This is a genomic window from Musicola paradisiaca NCPPB 2511, from assembly GCF_000400505.1.
GTDB lineage: Bacteria > Pseudomonadota > Gammaproteobacteria > Enterobacterales > Enterobacteriaceae > Musicola > Musicola paradisiaca.
Genome location: NZ_CM001857.1, coordinates 2,264,464 through 2,282,365 on the forward strand (window position 1 = coordinate 2,264,464; position 17,902 = coordinate 2,282,365).

A 17,902-nucleotide genomic window follows, 5' to 3' on the forward strand; every position below is an offset into this window, starting at 1 on the left:
CGCAATTATCGCAGCAACATCCGTAAAGTTATTAAACGTGAAAATCGTAACACGGGAATTAATCGCCCAATTAACAGCGTTAATTAATCGAAAAGAAATATTCCCGTTATCGTTAACTTGCAGACATGTTGGTTTTTCATACACGGACTATCTCAGCCGTTGAAAACAGCCAATCCAGGCTATCTTCCCCGAGCGACTATGTTATTTCAGATATTAATTATCATTAACTGTCTCGCTGATAAATCATATTAACACCCCCGGCCATAACATTGCGCAATGATTCACCAAGCGCTTTTTTAATGATAAATCCGGGAGGGGAAATAGGGTTGAGAATAGACACAATCAAGAAAAATCAATTTAATATCAAAAAATTGAGAAATAGCTCACTCTTTTTTTGATGATAGCGCTAAGCATTAACCCAACCCCTATTCTTGCCATTATATTCGGCACACCTATCAAGGTGCGGGGTATTATGCTTTCCGTCACTAACAGCCTGCCATAACCTTTCTTTTTGAATTTGGGTATGGACAGTTTTAAAAGGAAGAATATACTGATTTCCCTTCATCCTTTTATTTATTGATTGCTGCATAATGAGCGTCTACGAATATTTACTTAAATTCAGAAAAGTCAGTACACCAGAAAGTCTCGAAAAATTGTTCGACCATCTCAATTATTCTCTGACCGACAGTCATGAAATTATCAATATGTATCGAGCGGCCGATCACCGTCGCGCTGAATTAGCGGCAGGCGGAAAATTATTTGATGTCGGCTGCGTACCAAAATCAGTTTGGCACTTTGTCGTCTAAGTGCTTTGTCGTCTAAGTGCTTTGTCGTCTAAGTGCTTTGTCGTCTAAGTGCTTTGTCGACTAAGCACGCAATGGACGCCGAACCGCATTGATCAGTGGTTCTGCGAGTAAAAAACCGCCGCCACACGATGTGTTGATCGCTGAAAAACGCACCATGCAGGCTTCATACCTCAACAACGGCTCAATATCCCTACTTCGGGTAAGTTGTCGAACCGACGACAATGCCGGATAATACGCGGGTTTTTGGTTGTTAGGCACTGCAATGAGCGAATACATACTGTTATTTGTTGGCACTATCCTGGTCAACAACTTCGTCCTGGTGAAATTTCTGGGACTCTGCCCTTTCATGGGCGTATCCAAAAAACTCGAGACCGCTATCGGCATGGGGTTTGCCACCACGTTTGTCATGACCGTGGCGTCGGTTTTCGCGTGGCTGGTCAACGCCTATATTCTGCTGCCGCTGAGCCTGGTTTATCTGCGCACGCTGGCGTTTATTCTGGTACTGGCGGTGGTGGTTCAGTTCACCGAACTGGCCGTCCGGAAGACCAGCCCAACACTCTACCGCCTGCTTGGGATCTTTCTGCCGCTGATCACGACTAACTGTGCCGTCCTCGGCGTCGCACTGCTCAACGTGAACCAGTCGCACAATTTTCTGCAGTCCACCGTATACGGTTTCAGCGCAGCGCTAGGTTTCTCTCTCGTTATGGTGTTGTTCGCTTCGTTGCGTGAGCGCATCACCGTTGCGGATGTGCCTGCGCCGTTCCGCGGCTCCTCCATCGCTCTGGTCACTGCCGGGCTGATGTCGTTAGCCTTTATGGGCTTTACCGGATTGGTGAAATTCTGATGGATGCAATTTGGATCGCTATCGCAGCGCTCTGTGCTCTGGCGCTGATTTCCGGGCTCATTCTGGGCTTTGCCTCACGTTACTTTCGCGTCGACAGTAATCCGTTGGCGGAAGAAGTTGAAGCGCTCCTGCCTCAAAGCCAGTGCGGTCAATGCGGCTACCCAGGATGCCGCCCTTACGCCGAAGCCATTGCACTGAATGGCGAACACATCAACAAGTGCGTACCGGGCGGCGAACCGTTGATGTTAAAACTGGCCGAGCGTCTGAATATTGACCCACAGCCGTTGTCGGACGATATTCCGCCGGAGCCGCAGCGGCAGGTGGCCTGGATCGATGAAAGCAACTGTATCGGTTGCACCAAATGCATTCAGGCTTGCCCGGTGGATGCGATTGTCGGCAGCACCCGCGCCATCCATACCGTGATCAGCGATCTGTGCACCGGCTGCGATCTGTGCATACCGCCTTGCCCGACCGACTGTATCGAACTGCGGCCGCTCACGCCGACGATCGCCGACTGGAAATGGGATTTGGAAACCATTCCGGTGCGCGTTATTCAGGTAGAAACCCATGCTTAATTTGTTGTCGATATTTCGCAAAGACAGAATCTGGGACTTTGCGGGCGGTATCCATCCGCCTGAAATGAAAACCCAGTCAAGTCGCATTCCTTTGCGGCAGATGCCGTTGCCGGATTATTTTATTATTCCGCTTAAACAGCATCTGGGGCCGGAAGGCGAGCTGTGCGTAAAAGTCGGCGACCCGGTTGTGCGCGGTCAACCGCTGACCCGCGGCATCGGCCGGATGTTGCCGGTACACGCGCCGACATCCGGCACGGTATTCGCCATCCGTCACCATATGTCTACCCACCCATCAGGCCTGACCGAACTGAGCATTATCATCGTTCCGGACGGGCAAGATCGCTGGTGCGACCGGCAAACACTGCCGGATTACCGCCAGAGCACACCTGACCAGTTGCTCGCGCATCTCCATCAGGCCGGTATCGCCGGTCTCGGCGGCGCAGGATTCCCCACCGCCGCCAAACTGCAAGGCGGCCTGCGCGGTATCGATACGCTCATCATCAACGCCGCAGAGTGCGAACCCTACATTACCGCCGACGATCGTCTGATGCAGGAGCACGCAGCGGAGATCGTGCAAGGTATCGATATTCTCGACCACCTGTTACAACCGGGGCGCATTCTGCTGGGGATCGAAGACAATAAACCGGAAGCCATTACCGCATTAACGCAGGCGCTAAAACCGTTGCCCCGGATACAGATGCGGGTGATCCCCACCAAATACCCATCCGGCGGCGCCAAACAGCTCACCAAAATCCTGACCGGCAAGGAAGTCCCGTTCGGCAAACACTCCGCATCGATTGGCGTACTGATGCAGAACATCGGTACCGTTTATGCCATTAAACGCGCGGTGCTCGACGGTGAACCGCTGACAGAACGTGTCGTGACACTGACCGGCGATGCACTGCGCCACCCCGGTAACGTCTGGGCCCGGCTGGGAACGCCGGTGCGTCACCTGCTGCGCCATGCCGGCTACCACGTCACGACGACCCAGCCGATGGTGGTCATGGGCGGCCCGTTGATGGGTTTCACCCTGCCCGCGCTGGATGTCCCCATCGTCAAGATCAGTAACTGCATTCTGGCCCCGTCCCGCGACGAGTTGCAGCCGCCGGAAGCAGAGAAAGCCTGTATCCGCTGCAGCAAATGTGCCGACGCCTGTCCGGCAGGGTTATTGCCGCAACAACTGTATTGGTTCAGCCGCGGTGATGAGCATGAAAAAGCGCGTCAACACCATCTGTTCGACTGCATTGAATGCGGGGCCTGCGCTTATGTGTGTCCCAGCAATATTCCATTGGTGCAGTATTACCGGCAGGAAAAAGCGGAAATTCGGGCGTTAGATGTCGAAACGCATCGGGCGAATAAGGCTAAAGCCCGATATGAAGCCCGGCAGGCGCGGCTGGTGCGGGAAAAACAGGCGCGCGAGCAACGTCATCAACACGCGGCCGCCACCCTTTCCGGCACCGATAAAGCGGCAGTGACGGCTGCGCTGGAGCGCGTGCGCCAGCGTCAGGCGGAAGCCCCCTCACCGATTATCGCGATTCAGCCCGGACAACTGCCGGACAACAGTGCCGTCATCGCCACACGGGAAGCCCGGAAAGCATTAGCGCGAGAAAAACTGGCGGAAAAAACAGCGGATATGCCGGAGGATAATGCTCGCTCAGCCGTGGCTGCCGCCATCGAGCGTGTCAAAGCCCGCAAAGCACAGGCGAGTGCTGCCGAACGCTGTGCGCAAGCCCCCTTGCCTGCAACGCCTGGCCCCACGGAGACACCGGCCACAGCCACCTCGGATGTCGACCCGCGCAAAGCCGCCGTCGCGGCGGCGATCGCCCGTATCAATGCACGTAAAGCCGAGCAGGTGGCTGACGCAGACTCACCCACACCGTCAGCCCCCGATACGGTAGCCCGTGGCGAGCTTCCGTCCACGGAAAACGAAGACCCGCGCAAAGCCGCCGTCGCGGCGGCGATCGCCCGGGTTACAGCGCGCAAGGCAGCCGCTGCTGCGGCTCAAGAGGAATAAATGGCTTTCAGAATTGCACCATCGCCCTTCACTCATAATCGACAAAGTACCCACGGCATCATGCGTTGGGTGATTGCGGCCTGCATCCCCGGCATAGCCGCGCAGGTCTGGTTCTTCGGCTATGGCAATATGATTCAGGTGGCGCTGGCCTGCCTGACTGCGCTGATGGCCGAAGGAGTGACATTGTCACTAAGAAAACGCCCGGTAGGGGATGCGCTACGGGACAGTTCAGCGCTGCTGACCGCGCTGTTGCTCGGTATCAGCCTGCCGCCGCTGGCGCCCTGGTGGATGGTGGTATCAGGCACCGCGTTCGCCATTATTATTGCCAAACAATTGTATGGCGGTCTGGGGCAAAACCCATTCAATCCGGCCATGGTCGGCTACGTCGTTCTGCTGGTTTCTTTCCCGGTACAGATGACCAGTTGGTTGCCGCCGTCAGGGTTACAGGCGTGGCCAGTCGGGTTTGAGGACACGTTATTGACCATCTTGACCGGGTTGACCGGGCACAACACCTCAGGGTTGTCAGCACACCAACTGATTCAGGGGATTGACGGTATTAGCCAGGCTACCCCGCTTGATGCGTTTAAAACCGGGCTGCGCTCCGGGCATGAGGCAACGGCCATCCTGCATCAGCCGCTATTTCGCGGCCCGCTGGCCGGAGAAGGCTGGCAGTGGGTCAACGCCGGATTTCTGGCCGGCGGCCTCCTGCTGATGCTACTGCGCATCATTCACTGGCATATTCCGTGCAGTCTGCTGTTGTCTCTGGCGGGATGCGCCTTCATCGGCTGGACGCTGCACCCGGAGCACAATGCGCCGCCGCTGTTGCACCTATTCTCCGGCGCTACCATGCTGGGCGCGTTCTTCATCGCCACCGACCCTGTCACCGCCTCAACCACCAACAGCGGTCGGCTTATTTTCGGCACCCTGATTGGCGCGCTGATCTGGACCATCCGCACCTACGGTGGTTATCCGGATGGTGTCGCCTTTGCGGTCTTACTGGCCAATATTACCGTGCCGTTGATTGATTACTTCACCAAGCCCAGAGCTTACGGCCACCGCTGAGGATTGAACATGCTGTTTACCACCATGCGCCGCCACGCCACGACGCTGGCGCTGTTCGCCGCCCTGACGACCGGATTGACCGCGTTGGTCAATGCCCTTACCCGTGACACCATTTCCGGGCAGGCACAGGCTCAGCAGCGCGCGTTGCTGGAGCAAGTCGTTCCTCGTGATCGCTACGATAGCGACATGCTGAGTGCCTGTTATCTGGTTTCCGACCCTGAGCTCGGATCTGCCGCGCCTCACCGGGTATTTATCGCGTTCAAACAGGGGGAACCGATAGCTGCCGCGCTGGAAATCACCGCGCCCGATGGCTACTCCGGCGCCATTCAATTGCTTGTCGGCGCCGATTTTCACGGCACGGTGTTGGGTACTCGAGTGACGGAACACCATGAAACACCGGGGCTGGGCGACAAAATAGATCTTCGTATTTCCAACTGGATTCGGCATTTCACCGGTAAAACGGTGCAAAGCCGTGATGACGGCAGTTGGGCAGTGAAAAAGGACGGCGGCCAGTTCGATCAGTTCACTGGCGCCACCATCACGCCCCGCGCAGTCGTTAATGCCGTCAAACGCGCTGCGTTGTATCTGGAAAGCCTGCCGCCGCGTATTACCACCCTGCCTGCCTGTGGAGTACAGCCATCATGACAATCCGGGAACTTATCCTTCAGGGCCTGTGGAAAAATAACTCCGCGCTGGTACAGCTATTAGGATTATGCCCACTGCTAGCCGTGACCTCGACGGCGACTAACGCACTGGGGCTGGGGCTGGCCACCACGCTGGTTCTGTTTTGCACCAACGCGACGGTTTCTGCGCTACGGCGATGGATGCCGGCCGAGATTCGAATCCCCATTTATGTGATGATTATCGCATCAGTCGTCACCATCGTGCAGATGCTGATGAACGCCTGGGCCTATGGTCTTTATCAGTCGCTGGGGATCTTCATTCCGCTCATCGTCACCAACTGCATCGTCATGGGCCGCGCTGAAGCTTTCGCCTACCAGAATGGCGTTCTACTCTCCGCGCTGGATGGCTTGTTCACCGGCCTGGGGGCGACCTGCGCCATGTTCGTTCTGGGCGCGCTGCGTGAAATTTTGGGTAACGGTACGCTATTCGACGGCGCCGACCTGCTGCTGGGTTCCTGGGCCAGCGCGTTGCGTATTGAGATAGTCCATCTGGATTCTCCGTTTCTCCTGATGATCCTGCCGCCGGGCGCTTTTATCGGTCTGGGGCTGTTGCTGGCGGGAAAATATGTTATTGATGAAAAAATCCGGCAACGCCGCGCCAGCACGGTGCGTCCGGCGCCGATACCTGGACATATCAACGGCGGAACCCAATGAATAAAGAAAAACGGATCGGTATTTTGACACGTCTTCGGGATAACGATCCGCACCCCACTACGGAGTTGCATTACAACACGCCATTTGAGCTGCTTATCTCGGTGTTGCTATCGGCGCAGGCAACGGATGTCAGCGTCAATAAGGCCACCGCCACACTTTATGCCATCGCCAACACGCCGCAGGCTATGCTGGAACTCGGCGCCGAGGGGATTAAGGGCTATATCAAAACCATCGGGTTGTTCAACACCAAAGCGGAAAACATCATTAAGACCTGCCATATCCTGCTGGAGCGGCATCAGGGGCAGGTGCCGGAAGACCGCACGGCGCTGGAAGCATTGCCGGGCGTCGGTCGTAAGACCGCCAATGTCGTGCTGAATACAGCGTTTGGCTGGCCCACTATCGCTGTGGATACGCATATTTTTCGCGTTTGCAATCGCACCCAATTTGCACCGGGGAAAAATGTCGAACAGGTGGAAGAGAAACTGCTGAAAGTCGTACCCGATGAATTCAAAGTGGATTGCCATCACTGGCTCATCCTGCATGGCCGTTACACCTGCATCGCCCGTAAGCCACGTTGCGGCTCTTGCCTGATTGAAGATCTGTGCGAATTTAAGGAAAAAGTCTACGAGTAACCGTAGCCGCCCCGAACAACGAATCAGGGGCACCCGATAGGATGCCCCTGATTTTTATATCAAAAGAATAACACACCACGCACAGCGCTTACCGATGGCAGCGAATATCCGCATCACTTAACCGGCAGCGTGATATCCCGAAACATGGCTTCGATTTCCTCATTCGAACGCAGCGAAACCGCCGTATCCACGACATCGCGAGTCAAATGGGGAGCAAAACGCCTAATAAAATCATACATATAACTACGAAGGAAGGTACTGCGGCGAAAACCGATTTTCGTGGTGCTATAACTGAACAGGTTGTCAGCATTGATAGTCACCAAATCGGGGTCGCTTATCGGATCTACCGCCATGTTGGCGATCACACCGACCCCCAAACCAAGGCGAACATAGGTTTTGATGACATCAGCATCGGTGGCGGTAAAAACAATCCGTGGCGATAACCCCGTGCGATTGAACGCTGTATCCAGTTCGGAACGCCCCGTAAAGCCAAAGGTATAAGTGACCAATGGATAAGCGGCCAGCTCTTCAATCGACACATGCGCCTTACCTGCCAAAGGATGATCGGGCTTCACAACAATAGCCCGATTCCAATGGTAACAAGGCAGCATGATCAAATCCTCGTACAAATGCAGCGCTTCGGTCGCAATCGCGAAATCAGCGGTGCCTTTCGCCACAGCCTCGGCAATTTGCGTCGGCGACCCTTGATGCATATGCAGAGAAACCCGTGGATAGCGCTCGATGAACCCCTTGATGACATCCGGCAGCGCATAACGCGCCTGCGTGTGGGTCGTCGCTACGTACAGAGAACCTTTATCAGGATAGGTATGCTCACCGGCGACGGCCTTAATGGCATCCACTTTCGACAACACCTCACGGGCGATGCGGATAATCTCCTGCCCGGCGGGCGTGACCTGTGTCAGATGCTTTCCGCTGCGTGCAAAAATCTGAATGCCTAACTCGTCTTCCAGCATTCTGACCTGCTTACTGATACCCGGTTGCGAGGTATAAAGCCCTTCGGCTGTAGAGGAAACATTCAGGTTGTGATTAACAACTTCAACGATATAACGAAGCTGTTGCAGTTTCATAAGTTATCCCGTTCCAAATTGTGTAATGCGCGCGACATTTTTCATTATTTAAGGCTATCTGTTGTCGTCTGACTGCGGTTAGATACACGATGGTTTCTTTATCATTAAAATGACATTTAATCATAAAAAAATATTTTATATAACCATTTTCAATCAGACGAACCGGCCTTAGCTCAAAATCAATGACCTCAATGTCTGTTATCGGCCGCAGGCGTGCGAGATTCATTACCCAATGATAAAAAAGCCAGCCTGGATCAAAGGCTGGCTTTTTCACGTACTGATCAGATCGGCTCAATATCACCCTTTCCAATCTTTATCGGGTCGCACAACAAATATTCCCACGCATAGACCTCGCTGGTTGGCCATTATCGCTATGCAACGGCCTATGCGTCATACGGATTACTTCACGTTCTCCACCCACTTGCCGTCAACAAAAAAGGCCGACCATCCCGTCGCCTTGCCATCCTTTTCCGAGGCGACATATTGCTGCTTGGTTTTGCGGCTAAAACGCACCAGCGTTTTGTTTCCTTGCGGATCGCTAACCGGCGCCTCCGCCAGATAGCGTAACTTCTCCGGCAACCGATCATGGAAACGAACCAGCTCTTCCACCAGCGGCGCCCGGGTTTCGCGTGATTTCGGGAACGTATTCGCCGCCAAAAACACACCCGCCGCGCCGTCGCGCAACACAAAATATGCGTCAGACTTCTCGCACGGCAGCTCCGGCAGCGGCACCGGATCTTCTTTGGGCGGAGCCACTTCGCCATTACGCAGAATCTTACGGGTATTACCGCAACCGTCGTTAGTACAGGCCATATACTTCCCGAAACGCCCCATTTTCAGGTGCATTTCAGAACCGCATTTCTCACACTCGACGATCGGGCCGTCGTATCCTTTCAGACGGAATTCTCCTGCTTCAATTTCATAGCCATCGCAGGACGGGTTATTACCACAGACATGGAGCTTGCGCTGATTATCAATCAGATAGCTATCCATCGCCGTTCCACATTTGGAGCAGCGGCGGCGTGCGAGCAGAGCATTGGTTTCCGCCTCATCCCCTTCCAGCACGTTCAGCACTTCTGCTTCGGGTATCAGGTTGATCGTCGTTTTGCAGCGCTCTTTCGGCGGCAGCGCATAGCCGGAACAGCCCAAAAACACACCGGTACTGGCGGTACGAATCCCCATTTTGCGGCCGCAAGTCGGGCAGTCGATGCTGGTCAACACCATCTGGTTAGGCTTCATCCCCCCGGACTCCGGCTCCAGTTCGGCGGTTTCCAACTGGTTGCTGAATTCAGCAAAAAACTCATCCAGCACCGCTTTCCATTCGGCCTGGTTGTTGGCGACCAGATCTAAACTGTTTTCCATACGCGCGGTGAAATCGTAGCTCATCAACTCGCGGAAGTTTTCCTCCAGCCGGTCGGTGACGATTTCCCCCATTTTTTCAGCATAAAAACGACGGTTTTCCACCCGCACATAACCACGATCCTGGATTGTGGAAATAATGGCCGCATAGGTGGACGGCCGGCCGATGCCGCGTTTTTCCAGTTCTTTCACCAACGATGCTTCGCTGTAGCGTGCAGGCGGCTTGGTAAAATGCTGGCTCGGCAACAATTTTTCCAATTCCAGCGACTGGCCGACTTCGATGGCGGGCAAGGTACGGTCTTCGTCGCTCTTGCGTAGTGCCGACATCACTCTGGTCCAACCATCAAAACGCAACGTGCGACCCCTGGCGCGCAGCTGGTAGTCACCCGCGCCGACCACCAGCGTGGTGGAATCATACTGTGCAGGTGTCATCTGACAGGCCACGAACTGACGCCAGATCAACTGGTACAGCTTTTGAGCATCGGTTTCCATATCGCCCAGCTGCTCAGACAGCACAGTGACATCGGAAGGACGGATCGCTTCGTGCGCTTCCTGGGAGTTTTCCTTGCTGGCATATAAATTGGCGGTTTCCGGCAGATAGCGCTTGCCGAATTGATGACCGATATAATCACGCGCCATACTCAGCGCATCCTGGCTGAGGTTGGTGGAATCGGTACGCATATAGGTAATGTAGCCCGCCTCATACAGACGCTGAGCCATCATCATGGTTTTCTTGACGCCGAACCCCAGACGGGTACTGGCTGCCTGTTGTAACGTCGAGGTAATGAAAGGCGCGCCGGGCTTACTGCTGGTCGGTTTGTCTTCCCGCTCGACAACCACGTAACGCGCTCTTTCCAGCAAGCTTACCGCAGCCTGCGTCTGCGCCTGATTCACCGGTTTGAACGGTTTATCGTTGTGATGAGTCACCTGCATTTGCAGCGCGACATCCCCCGTCAGCAGATCGGCATGCAGTTCCCAGAACTCTTCCGGTACAAACGCTTTGATCTCGCGTTCACGCTCAACGACCAGACGCACCGCCACCGACTGTACACGACCGGCGGACAACCCGCGGGCAATTTTCTTCCACAGCAGCGGAGAAACCATATACCCGACGACGCGATCCATAAACCGACGCGCCTGCTGCGCGTTCACCCGGGCGGTATTCAATTCACCCGGCTGCTCGAACGCCTGACGGATGGCATTTTTGGTGATTTCGTTAAAAACCACACGGCTGAAGCGTTTATCATCGCCGCCAATAATTTCCCGCAAGTGCCAGGCAATCGCCTCTCCCTCGCGGTCAAGGTCGGTTGCGAGATAGACATGATCGGCATTCTGCGCCAGCGCTTTCAGCTCGGAGACGACTTTTTCCTTACCGGGTAGGATTTCATAGTGCGCTTTCCAGCCACTATAAGGATCGACCCCCATGCGATTCACCAGTGCGGACTTTTCATCCTTTTTCACCGGTTTCGCCGCTTTCTTCTTTTCTTTTTCTTCGCCGGCCTCAGCACTCTTCTTACTGGCAGATCCACTGGTCGGCAAATCGCGCACATGGCCGACGCTGGATTTCACCACGTAGTCATTGCCAAGGTACTTATTAATCGTTTTGGCTTTTGCCGGGGACTCGACGATAACGAGAGCTTTACCCATATATATTGTTACCTACTGAATTCTCTAAAAATAAATTTTCTTCAGCGACACAGTCCAAGATGACTCCATCGCATCCCAAGTCACTGAGGCTGGGAAAAAATCGTTCTGTTATCACAGCAGACGTGGCTGCCGCGTCACAACCTCATGATCACTCAGGAGTAGTCGTTTGTTGCCCTTGCCGCATTGTAACCACAGCGCAACCCGTTCTGTCACGGCGTAAAGAAAATCTTCCGCCTTAAGATGCAAAGTTCCACACTCTACCTGATAAATAACGTCACGCAACCTAATTAGCATGTAACCCCGGATTTCGCCAACGCCGAATATCTTTCGTTATCGGCAACCAATTATAGGAGCCGCTGGTTTGTTTGCCGTGAAATTATCTTGCGCGCTACAATAATTGAAAGCATGTTTGCAGGAGTAAATGTCAGATGTCCGATTTCAATTCAATTGATAAAAAAATGCCAATCGCCCGCGACGCCTTGCTGGCCGAGGCCAATACACTGATTAAAGATCATGAGGATTATTTGAACGGCATGTTTGCCAACGATGTGGAACAGAAAAACGGCGTACTGATTTTCCGGGGGGAATATTTTCTGGATATCGACGGATTGCCGACAACAAAGACAACCGCCGTCTTCAATATGTTTAAACATCTGGCGCATGTTTTGTCGGAAAAATATTACCTGACCGACTAACCATTGCCTTCATAATCACCTATCGTCAAAAAACGATATATTGCCAAACGGCTCCCGCGGATAACAAAACCGCGGGAGCCGTTTTGTTATAGCAGAGGTTGATTACCCCGTTGCCACCAACGCAACATCAGCCGCTCAGCCGAATCCCCTGCGCTGCCGGTCAGTCGATCCAGAAAACGCTTACGTCGGGTATAACGCACGGCCAGCACCTCGTGATTGTCCATTTCAGCAATCAGCAAATCGTCGCTGGTGCCTATCACATCCACCAGCCCTAACTCTTTGGCTTGCGAGCCAAACCAGTGCTCCCCCGTTGCCACCGCCTCTATATCCAGCGATGGGCGCATCTGGCTCACAAACTGTTTGAACAGCTCGTGCGTCTCATTCAACTCCTCGCGAAACTTCTCGCGTCCCGTGTCGGTATTTTCGCCAAACAGCGTTAACGTCCGTTTGAACTGCCCGGCGGTGTGCAACTCCACATCAATATCTTTATTCTTCAGGAAGCGGTTGAAATTGGGGATCTGGGCTACCACGCCAATCGAGCCGATGATAGCAAACGGGGCGGCAACAATCCGGTCTGCCACGCAGGCCATCATGTAGCCCCCGCTGGCGGCGACCTTATCTACCGTGACGGTAAGCCGGATACCCTTCTGCCGCAGGCGCTGCAACTGAGAGGCGGCCAGCCCGTACCCATGCACCACGCCGCCGGGGCTTTCCAGCCGCAATAACACTTCATCTTCAGGTCTGGCGACCGCCAACACCGCCGATATCTCTTCGCGCAGGGAGCTAACCTCACCCGCATCCATACTGCCATTGAAATCCAGCACGTACAGACAGGGCTTGAACCGTTTTTCCTCTCCGCGCTTAGCGCGCTTTTTATCCCGTTTAGCGCTCTCTTTCTCTTCTTTTTTCTGTTTCTTTTCCAGCAATTTGCGCTCGGCGTCACTCATGGCGGCGGACTGCATTTCCTGCTGCATCTCCCGGTACTGTTCGCCCAGATTAATCACCTGTAGCTCACCTTTACGGTGGCGCTTGCGCTGCGTCACACCCACCGTCAGGACTACTAATGCGCCAATCGCAACCACCAGGGTGACGACTTTTGCCAGGAATAAACCATACTGAGAAAGTAATTCCACAAATACCGCCTTCATTGACCAATATAAGATAGGGTGTTGATTAATCATCAACAATTGCGCTTACACACCGCGCGTTAAGTCTCTAACCTAACTGATGACGGCGGCAATAGCGATGATCTTCATATAGAAATTGCGCTTTGTGCCGCTTTTTACCGCATCGATGACACAACAGGCCAGATATCTGATTGAAAATGCCTATTCCATCAGGCATAAAATCGCTTCCGCCTTTTTTCATCATCCGAATGGCCAACGGACCGGATACGGGATGACGACATAACGAGGACTGTATTTTGCATTATCAACCTCCCAATGATTTGCTGAAACAACGCATTATCCTGGTCACTGGCGCCGGGGACGGCATTGGACGCGAAGCGGCGCTGACCTATGCCCGTTACGGCGCGCGACTTCTTTTGCTGGGGCGCACGGAAAGCAAACTGCACGATGTCGGGCGGCAGATCCTGCGGGAACAGGGCGTACACAGCACGATCATCCCCTGCGATATGTTGACGGCGTCCCACGAAGACTTCATGCAAATCGCCCGACAGATTGAGCAGGATGAGCCCTACCTGGACGGCGTACTGCACAATGCCGGGTTACTGGGAGAAGTCGCCCCGATGCCGGAACAATCAGTCGACAGTTGGCATCAGGTCATGCAAGTCAACGTTAATGCGACCTTCATGCTGACTCAGGCCTTGCTGCCGTTGTTGCTGAAAGCCGCATCGCCCTCCCTGGTTTTCACCAGTTCCAGCGTTGGTCGTGAGGGCCGCGCCAACTGGGGCGCCTATGCCGTATCGAAATTCGCCACGGAAGGCATGATGCAGGTGTTGGCGGAGGAATATCGCCATAGCCATCTGCGCGTCAATTGCATCAACCCAGGCGGAACCCGTACCGCTATGCGTGCGACAGCCTTCCCTGCAGAAGACCCCGATAAGCTGAAAACACCTGCGGATATCATGCCGCTCTACCTGTATCTGATGGGTGACGACAGCCGCCGTAAAACCGGCATAAGCTTCGATGCCCAACCCGGCAGAAAACCCGGGGCGGCCCAGTAACGCTTTGCAGCAGGAGGCAAATAGTGAGTGACGAACGGCATCAACAACGACAGCAGCGCCTGAAAGAAAAAGTCGACGCCCGAATCGCCGCGGCGACCGATGTTCGGGGAGTCATCATGGTGTTTACCGGTAATGGTAAAGGCAAAACCACCGCAGCATTCGGCACTGTCACGCGCGCCGTCGGTCACGGTCTGCGCGCCGGTATAATCCAGTTCATCAAAGGTGAATGGCCGAATGGTGAACGCAATCTGTTGCAGCAACACGGCGTGGAATTTCAGGTCATGTCTACCGGTTTTACCTGGGAAACACAGAGCAGACAAACAGATACACGGGCCGCACAACAGGTTTGGCAACATGCCGATCGCATGTTGAAAGACCAAACCCTCGATCTGGTGGTTCTGGACGAACTGACTTATATGGTCAGCTACGATTATCTACCGCTGGAGGCGATCATCGCCGCGCTGCGCCAGCGCCCTTCGCATCAAAGCGTAATCATTACCGGCCGCGGCTGTCATCGTGAATTACAGGAAATGGCGGATACCGTTACGGAAATGCGGCCGGTGAAACATGCGTTTGACGCTGGGATACAGGCTCAGCAAGGTATCGACTGGTGAGCAGAACAGCCGGCACAGCGTAAGGCTGAGCCGGCGACAGAGACAGGCAAGTTACCCGTTACGTTTCGGTGCGTTACGGCGGGCTCCAACCAAGCTGTGACGTTTAACCGCACGACGAATCTGGTTGGCTTTAAGACGACGGCGCTCACGCTCCACCGGCAGTTTACTGACGGTTTCCGGCGACAGCTGCACCAACTCGCGCAGGTAGTTGACATCCTCCAGACTCATTTCCGACCAGCCGCCGCGAGGCAACCCCTTCGGCAGTTGGATATCGCCATAGCGGACTCGAATCAGGCGGCTGACCTGCACCCCGACAGCTTCCCACAAGCGGCGAACTTCGCGATTGCGGCCTTCAGTCAGCGTGACGTTATACCACTGATTCAGCCCCTCGCCGCCCTGATGGCGAATGGAGCGAAATGCCGCTGGCCCATCATCCAGTTGAACGCCTTTGCTCAACTGACGGATTTTGTCATCCCCCACCTCGCCAAAGACACGCACGGCATATTCGCGCTCCACTTCACGGCTGGGGTGCATCAGTCGGTTCGCCAGTTCGCCATCGGTGGTGAACAACAACAATCCAGACGTATTAACATCCAGACGACCAACAGCGATCCAGCGAGCCCCCTGAATGCGCGGTAAACGGTCGAACACCGTCGGACGCCCCTCCGGATCGCTGCGGGTACAAAGTTCACCTTCCGGTTTGTAATACATCAACACCCGGCATACGGTTTCTTCCGTCTCGCGTACCGTAACGACATGACCGTCAATACGAATTTTCGTTGCACGGGTGACGTCCACACGGTCGCCCAGCGTGGCGATTTTGCCATCCACACTGACGCGGCCCTGCTGGATAATAGATTCAATTTCGCGGCGCGAACCATGACCGGAACGCGCCAGCACCTTCTGTAGTTTTTCGCTCATTGAGCAACCTCTGAGTGTCGCCTTCACAGGCGTCGAATGGATAAATATCTTTAAATTCAATAACTTAAATTTATTTTGCAGGCTATTATACAGCGTTTTGTCTACTCTGTAACCTCATTTGTCGTACCGCTCGTCGCACATCAACGGCAACATGACAATCCCGTCAGACACTGCCTATGTCGTCGCAAAACATTACACTACGATGCTGTATCGCACGTTATTCCTGGCACAAGCCGCCTCAATATCTCTCGTATCGACCGGATTGATACCCACCGTCAGTTACAGGAACGGCGTCACGTCGCCGCTACCGTCTCGCACCACCTGCGGTGCCGGCTCGGTCAAATCGATCACGGTCGTTGGCTGCTGCCCAAGGAATCCGCCGTGAATCACCAAATCCACCTGTTTGCCCAGATGCTCCTGGATTTCTTCCGGATCAGATTCGGCAAAATCATTCCCCGGCAACATCAGCGTGGTCGACATCATCGGTGCATTGAGCGCCGCCAGTAGCTCCAGCGCGATCGGATTGGACGGCACGCGCATGCCAATGGTCTTGCGTTTATCGTTCATCAGACGGCGAGGGACTTCCTTGGTGGCTTTCAGGATAAAGGTGTAATTCCCCGGCGTATTGTTTTTGATCAGACGGAATGCCGCGTTATCGACATAGGCATAGGACGACAATTCCGACAGATCCCGGCACATCAACGTAAAATTATGGTGTTGATCCAGGTTGCGAATACGGCAGATACGTTCCATCGCCGTTTTATCTTCCAGCATGCACCCCAATGCATAACCGGAATCCGTGGGATAGACGATCACGCCGCCTTTACGCAGAATATCCACGCTTTGGCCGATAAGCCGCGGCTGTGGATTCTGCGGATGAATATAAAAAAACTGACTCATGACTCTCCCTCATATCGCCATAAACACACAACCCGCTGGGCAAGACCACAACGGGTTGGGAGTAAAACCGCCGGAAGGGGATCTCAAATGCTTGCCCCGGTTAGCGCCGGGTGCGACCAGACCGGTTCAACCCCGCCAGGCAGCCATAGTTTACGGCCCAGTTCAATCCAGGCGCAGGGCTGATGAAAATCCGATCCTTGAGACCCGAGCAAGCGGTAATCGAGCGCATAACGCGCCAGTTGAGTTCGTTCATCCGGCGCCTGTTGACACTGAGCGACTTCCATCGCCTCACCGCCGCATCCAGCAAACTGATCCAGCAGCCGTTTCAACCACTTAGGACTAAGATCGTAACGCCCTGGGTGCGCCAGCACCGCCACACCGCCGGACTGGCGAATCGCGTCGACTGCCTGCGCTATTGTACACCACCGGGGAGGAACATAACCGGTTTTTCCTTTGGCCAGGTACTTTTTGAACACCTGAGAGAGGGTGTCCGCTTTACCCTGCTCCACCAGATAACGCGCAAAATGCGCCCGTGTCACCATACCGCCAGCAGCCAGTCGGGAGGCGCCTGCCAGCGCACCAACTATATGCGCTTTTTCCAGACGTTGCGCAATCTCCTCAGCCCGAGCGCGACGGCATACGACCTGTTCTTGCAGCAACCCCATCAAGGCTGGATGACCGCACTGAACCCCGAGCCCAACGATATGAATTTCGTGGTGTTCCCACAGGGTCGAGATCTCTACACCTGATATCAGTCTCAACGGTAATGACGACTGCCGAATGGTTTCCTCCGCTTCCTGCAGGCCGGCGATAGTATCGTGATCGGTAATCGCCAACACGCCGACCCGCATATCCACGGCCCGCCGCACCAGCTCGGCAGGTGTCAATACGCCGTCAGACGCTGTGGTATGGCTGTGCAAATCATAGACGGGAAAAGAGAGAGAAGGCGTTGCATGTTCTGACACGGCGTTTTCCATTAGCAGGTGATTTCACTGAAGCAGGCCGGCATCATGCCACCAACGTTAACAAAAAGATAACCCGGTCATGCAATCCTGTTGCATCGTTCCACTGCCGGTGCGATGTCAACAGATGTCAACATCCGCGCATCATCGCCCTCAAAAACCATCAGAAAATAAATACCGGGATTGACTCTTGACTTCGATCCACCGTTCCAGTTAACTAGTACGCAAGTTCAACACAACGGATGAGCATTCACATGGCAA

Annotated in this window: 18 protein-coding genes; 11 read left to right on the forward strand and 7 right to left on the reverse strand. The window is 54.3% G+C overall.

Annotated features, from left to right (window positions below; translation table 11 throughout):
- The first annotated feature begins 590 nt into the window (after window positions 1-590).
- The 8 genes from ydgT (at window position 591) to nth (ending at window position 7,270) form a co-directional block, all read left to right on the forward strand.
- A complete protein-coding gene (gene ydgT, locus DPA2511_RS22800; RefSeq protein ID WP_012765522.1) occupies window positions 591-806 on the forward strand; it encodes a transcription modulator YdgT in 216 nt (71 codons plus the stop codon).
- A gap of 262 nt (window positions 807-1,068) precedes the next feature.
- A complete protein-coding gene (gene rsxA, locus DPA2511_RS09880; RefSeq protein WP_012765523.1) occupies window positions 1,069-1,650 on the forward strand; it encodes an electron transport complex subunit RsxA in 582 nt (193 codons plus the stop codon).
- The gene (gene rsxB, locus DPA2511_RS09885; RefSeq protein ID WP_012765524.1) at window positions 1,650-2,225 is read left to right on the forward strand and encodes an electron transport complex subunit RsxB; all 576 of its coding nucleotides are present in this window, start codon (window positions 1,650-1,652) and stop codon (window positions 2,223-2,225) included. Before rsxA ends, rsxB begins: the two co-directional genes overlap by 1 nt.
- Window positions 2,218-4,239 carry an electron transport complex subunit RsxC gene (rsxC, locus tag DPA2511_RS09890; RefSeq protein ID WP_012765525.1) on the forward strand — a complete coding sequence of 674 codons (2,022 nt, stop codon included), beginning with the start codon at window positions 2,218-2,220 and terminating at the stop codon, window positions 4,237-4,239. The genes rsxB and rsxC overlap by 8 nt, the downstream gene beginning before the upstream one ends.
- On the forward strand, window positions 4,240-5,301 hold the full coding sequence (gene rsxD / locus DPA2511_RS09895) for an electron transport complex subunit RsxD (protein WP_012765526.1): 1,062 nt from the start codon (window positions 4,240-4,242) through the stop codon (window positions 5,299-5,301).
- A 12-nt stretch (window positions 5,302-5,313) separates the two neighbouring features.
- The gene (rsxG, locus tag DPA2511_RS09900) at window positions 5,314-5,946 is read left to right on the forward strand and encodes an electron transport complex subunit RsxG (RefSeq protein ID WP_153247141.1); all 633 of its coding nucleotides are present in this window, start codon (window positions 5,314-5,316) and stop codon (window positions 5,944-5,946) included.
- Window positions 5,943-6,638: an electron transport complex subunit E gene (locus tag DPA2511_RS09905; RefSeq protein WP_012765528.1), complete on the forward strand. Its 696-nt coding sequence runs from the start codon at window positions 5,943-5,945 to the stop codon at window positions 6,636-6,638. Before rsxG ends, DPA2511_RS09905 begins: the two co-directional genes overlap by 4 nt.
- A complete protein-coding gene (nth, locus tag DPA2511_RS09910; RefSeq protein WP_012765529.1) occupies window positions 6,635-7,270 on the forward strand; it encodes an endonuclease III in 636 nt (211 codons plus the stop codon). The genes DPA2511_RS09905 and nth overlap by 4 nt, the downstream gene beginning before the upstream one ends.
- Window positions 7,271-7,383: 113 nt before the next feature.
- Here nth and cysB read toward each other — a convergent pair whose 3' ends face one another.
- The 3 genes from cysB to topA all read right to left on the reverse strand — a co-directional run bounded on the left by cysB (window position 7,384) and on the right by topA (window position 11,364).
- Entirely contained in the window at window positions 7,384-8,358 is a 975-nt protein-coding gene (gene cysB / locus DPA2511_RS09915; protein ID WP_012765530.1) for an HTH-type transcriptional regulator CysB, read from the reverse strand.
- Window positions 8,327-8,632 carry a hypothetical protein gene (locus DPA2511_RS23695; protein WP_194250213.1) on the reverse strand — a complete coding sequence of 102 codons (306 nt, stop codon included), beginning with the start codon at window positions 8,630-8,632 and terminating at the stop codon, window positions 8,327-8,329. The genes cysB and DPA2511_RS23695 overlap by 32 nt, the downstream gene beginning before the upstream one ends.
- Window positions 8,633-8,757: 125 nt before the next feature.
- Entirely contained in the window at window positions 8,758-11,364 is a 2,607-nt protein-coding gene (gene topA, locus DPA2511_RS09920) for a type I DNA topoisomerase (RefSeq protein ID WP_012765531.1), read from the reverse strand.
- A gap of 428 nt (window positions 11,365-11,792) precedes the next feature.
- On the opposite strand from topA, the gene DPA2511_RS09925 reads away from it, so the two are divergent.
- A complete protein-coding gene (locus DPA2511_RS09925) occupies window positions 11,793-12,059 on the forward strand; it encodes a YciN family protein (RefSeq protein WP_012765532.1) in 267 nt (88 codons plus the stop codon).
- An 86-nt stretch (window positions 12,060-12,145) separates the two neighbouring features.
- On the opposite strand, the gene sohB is transcribed toward DPA2511_RS09925, so the two are convergent.
- Window positions 12,146-13,192, reverse strand: coding sequence for a protease SohB (gene sohB / locus DPA2511_RS09930; protein WP_012765533.1), 1,047 nt, complete (start codon window positions 13,190-13,192; stop codon window positions 12,146-12,148).
- A 290-nt stretch (window positions 13,193-13,482) separates the two neighbouring features.
- Here sohB and DPA2511_RS09935 point away from each other — a divergent pair, with 290 nt between their 5' ends.
- Window positions 13,483-14,244, forward strand: coding sequence for a YciK family oxidoreductase (locus tag DPA2511_RS09935; RefSeq protein WP_012765534.1), 762 nt, complete (start codon window positions 13,483-13,485; stop codon window positions 14,242-14,244).
- 23 nt (window positions 14,245-14,267) lie between these two features.
- Complete coding sequence (gene cobO, locus DPA2511_RS09940; protein WP_012765535.1) at window positions 14,268-14,858, forward strand: cob(I)yrinic acid a,c-diamide adenosyltransferase; 591 nt, start codon at window positions 14,268-14,270, stop codon at window positions 14,856-14,858.
- A 51-nt stretch (window positions 14,859-14,909) separates the two neighbouring features.
- On the opposite strand, the gene rluB is transcribed toward cobO, so the two are convergent.
- The 3 genes from rluB to rnm form a co-directional block, all read right to left on the reverse strand.
- Entirely contained in the window at window positions 14,910-15,779 is an 870-nt protein-coding gene (gene rluB / locus DPA2511_RS09945) for a 23S rRNA pseudouridine(2605) synthase RluB (protein WP_012765536.1), read from the reverse strand.
- 279 nt (window positions 15,780-16,058) lie between these two features.
- Window positions 16,059-16,679, reverse strand: a complete 621-nt coding sequence (locus DPA2511_RS09950) for an L-threonylcarbamoyladenylate synthase (RefSeq protein WP_012765537.1) — start codon at window positions 16,677-16,679, stop codon at window positions 16,059-16,061.
- 83 nt (window positions 16,680-16,762) lie between these two features.
- On the reverse strand, window positions 16,763-17,656 hold the full coding sequence (gene rnm / locus DPA2511_RS09955) for an RNase RNM (RefSeq protein ID WP_012765538.1): 894 nt from the start codon (window positions 17,654-17,656) through the stop codon (window positions 16,763-16,765).
- Between the last annotated feature and the right edge of the window lie 246 nt (window positions 17,657-17,902).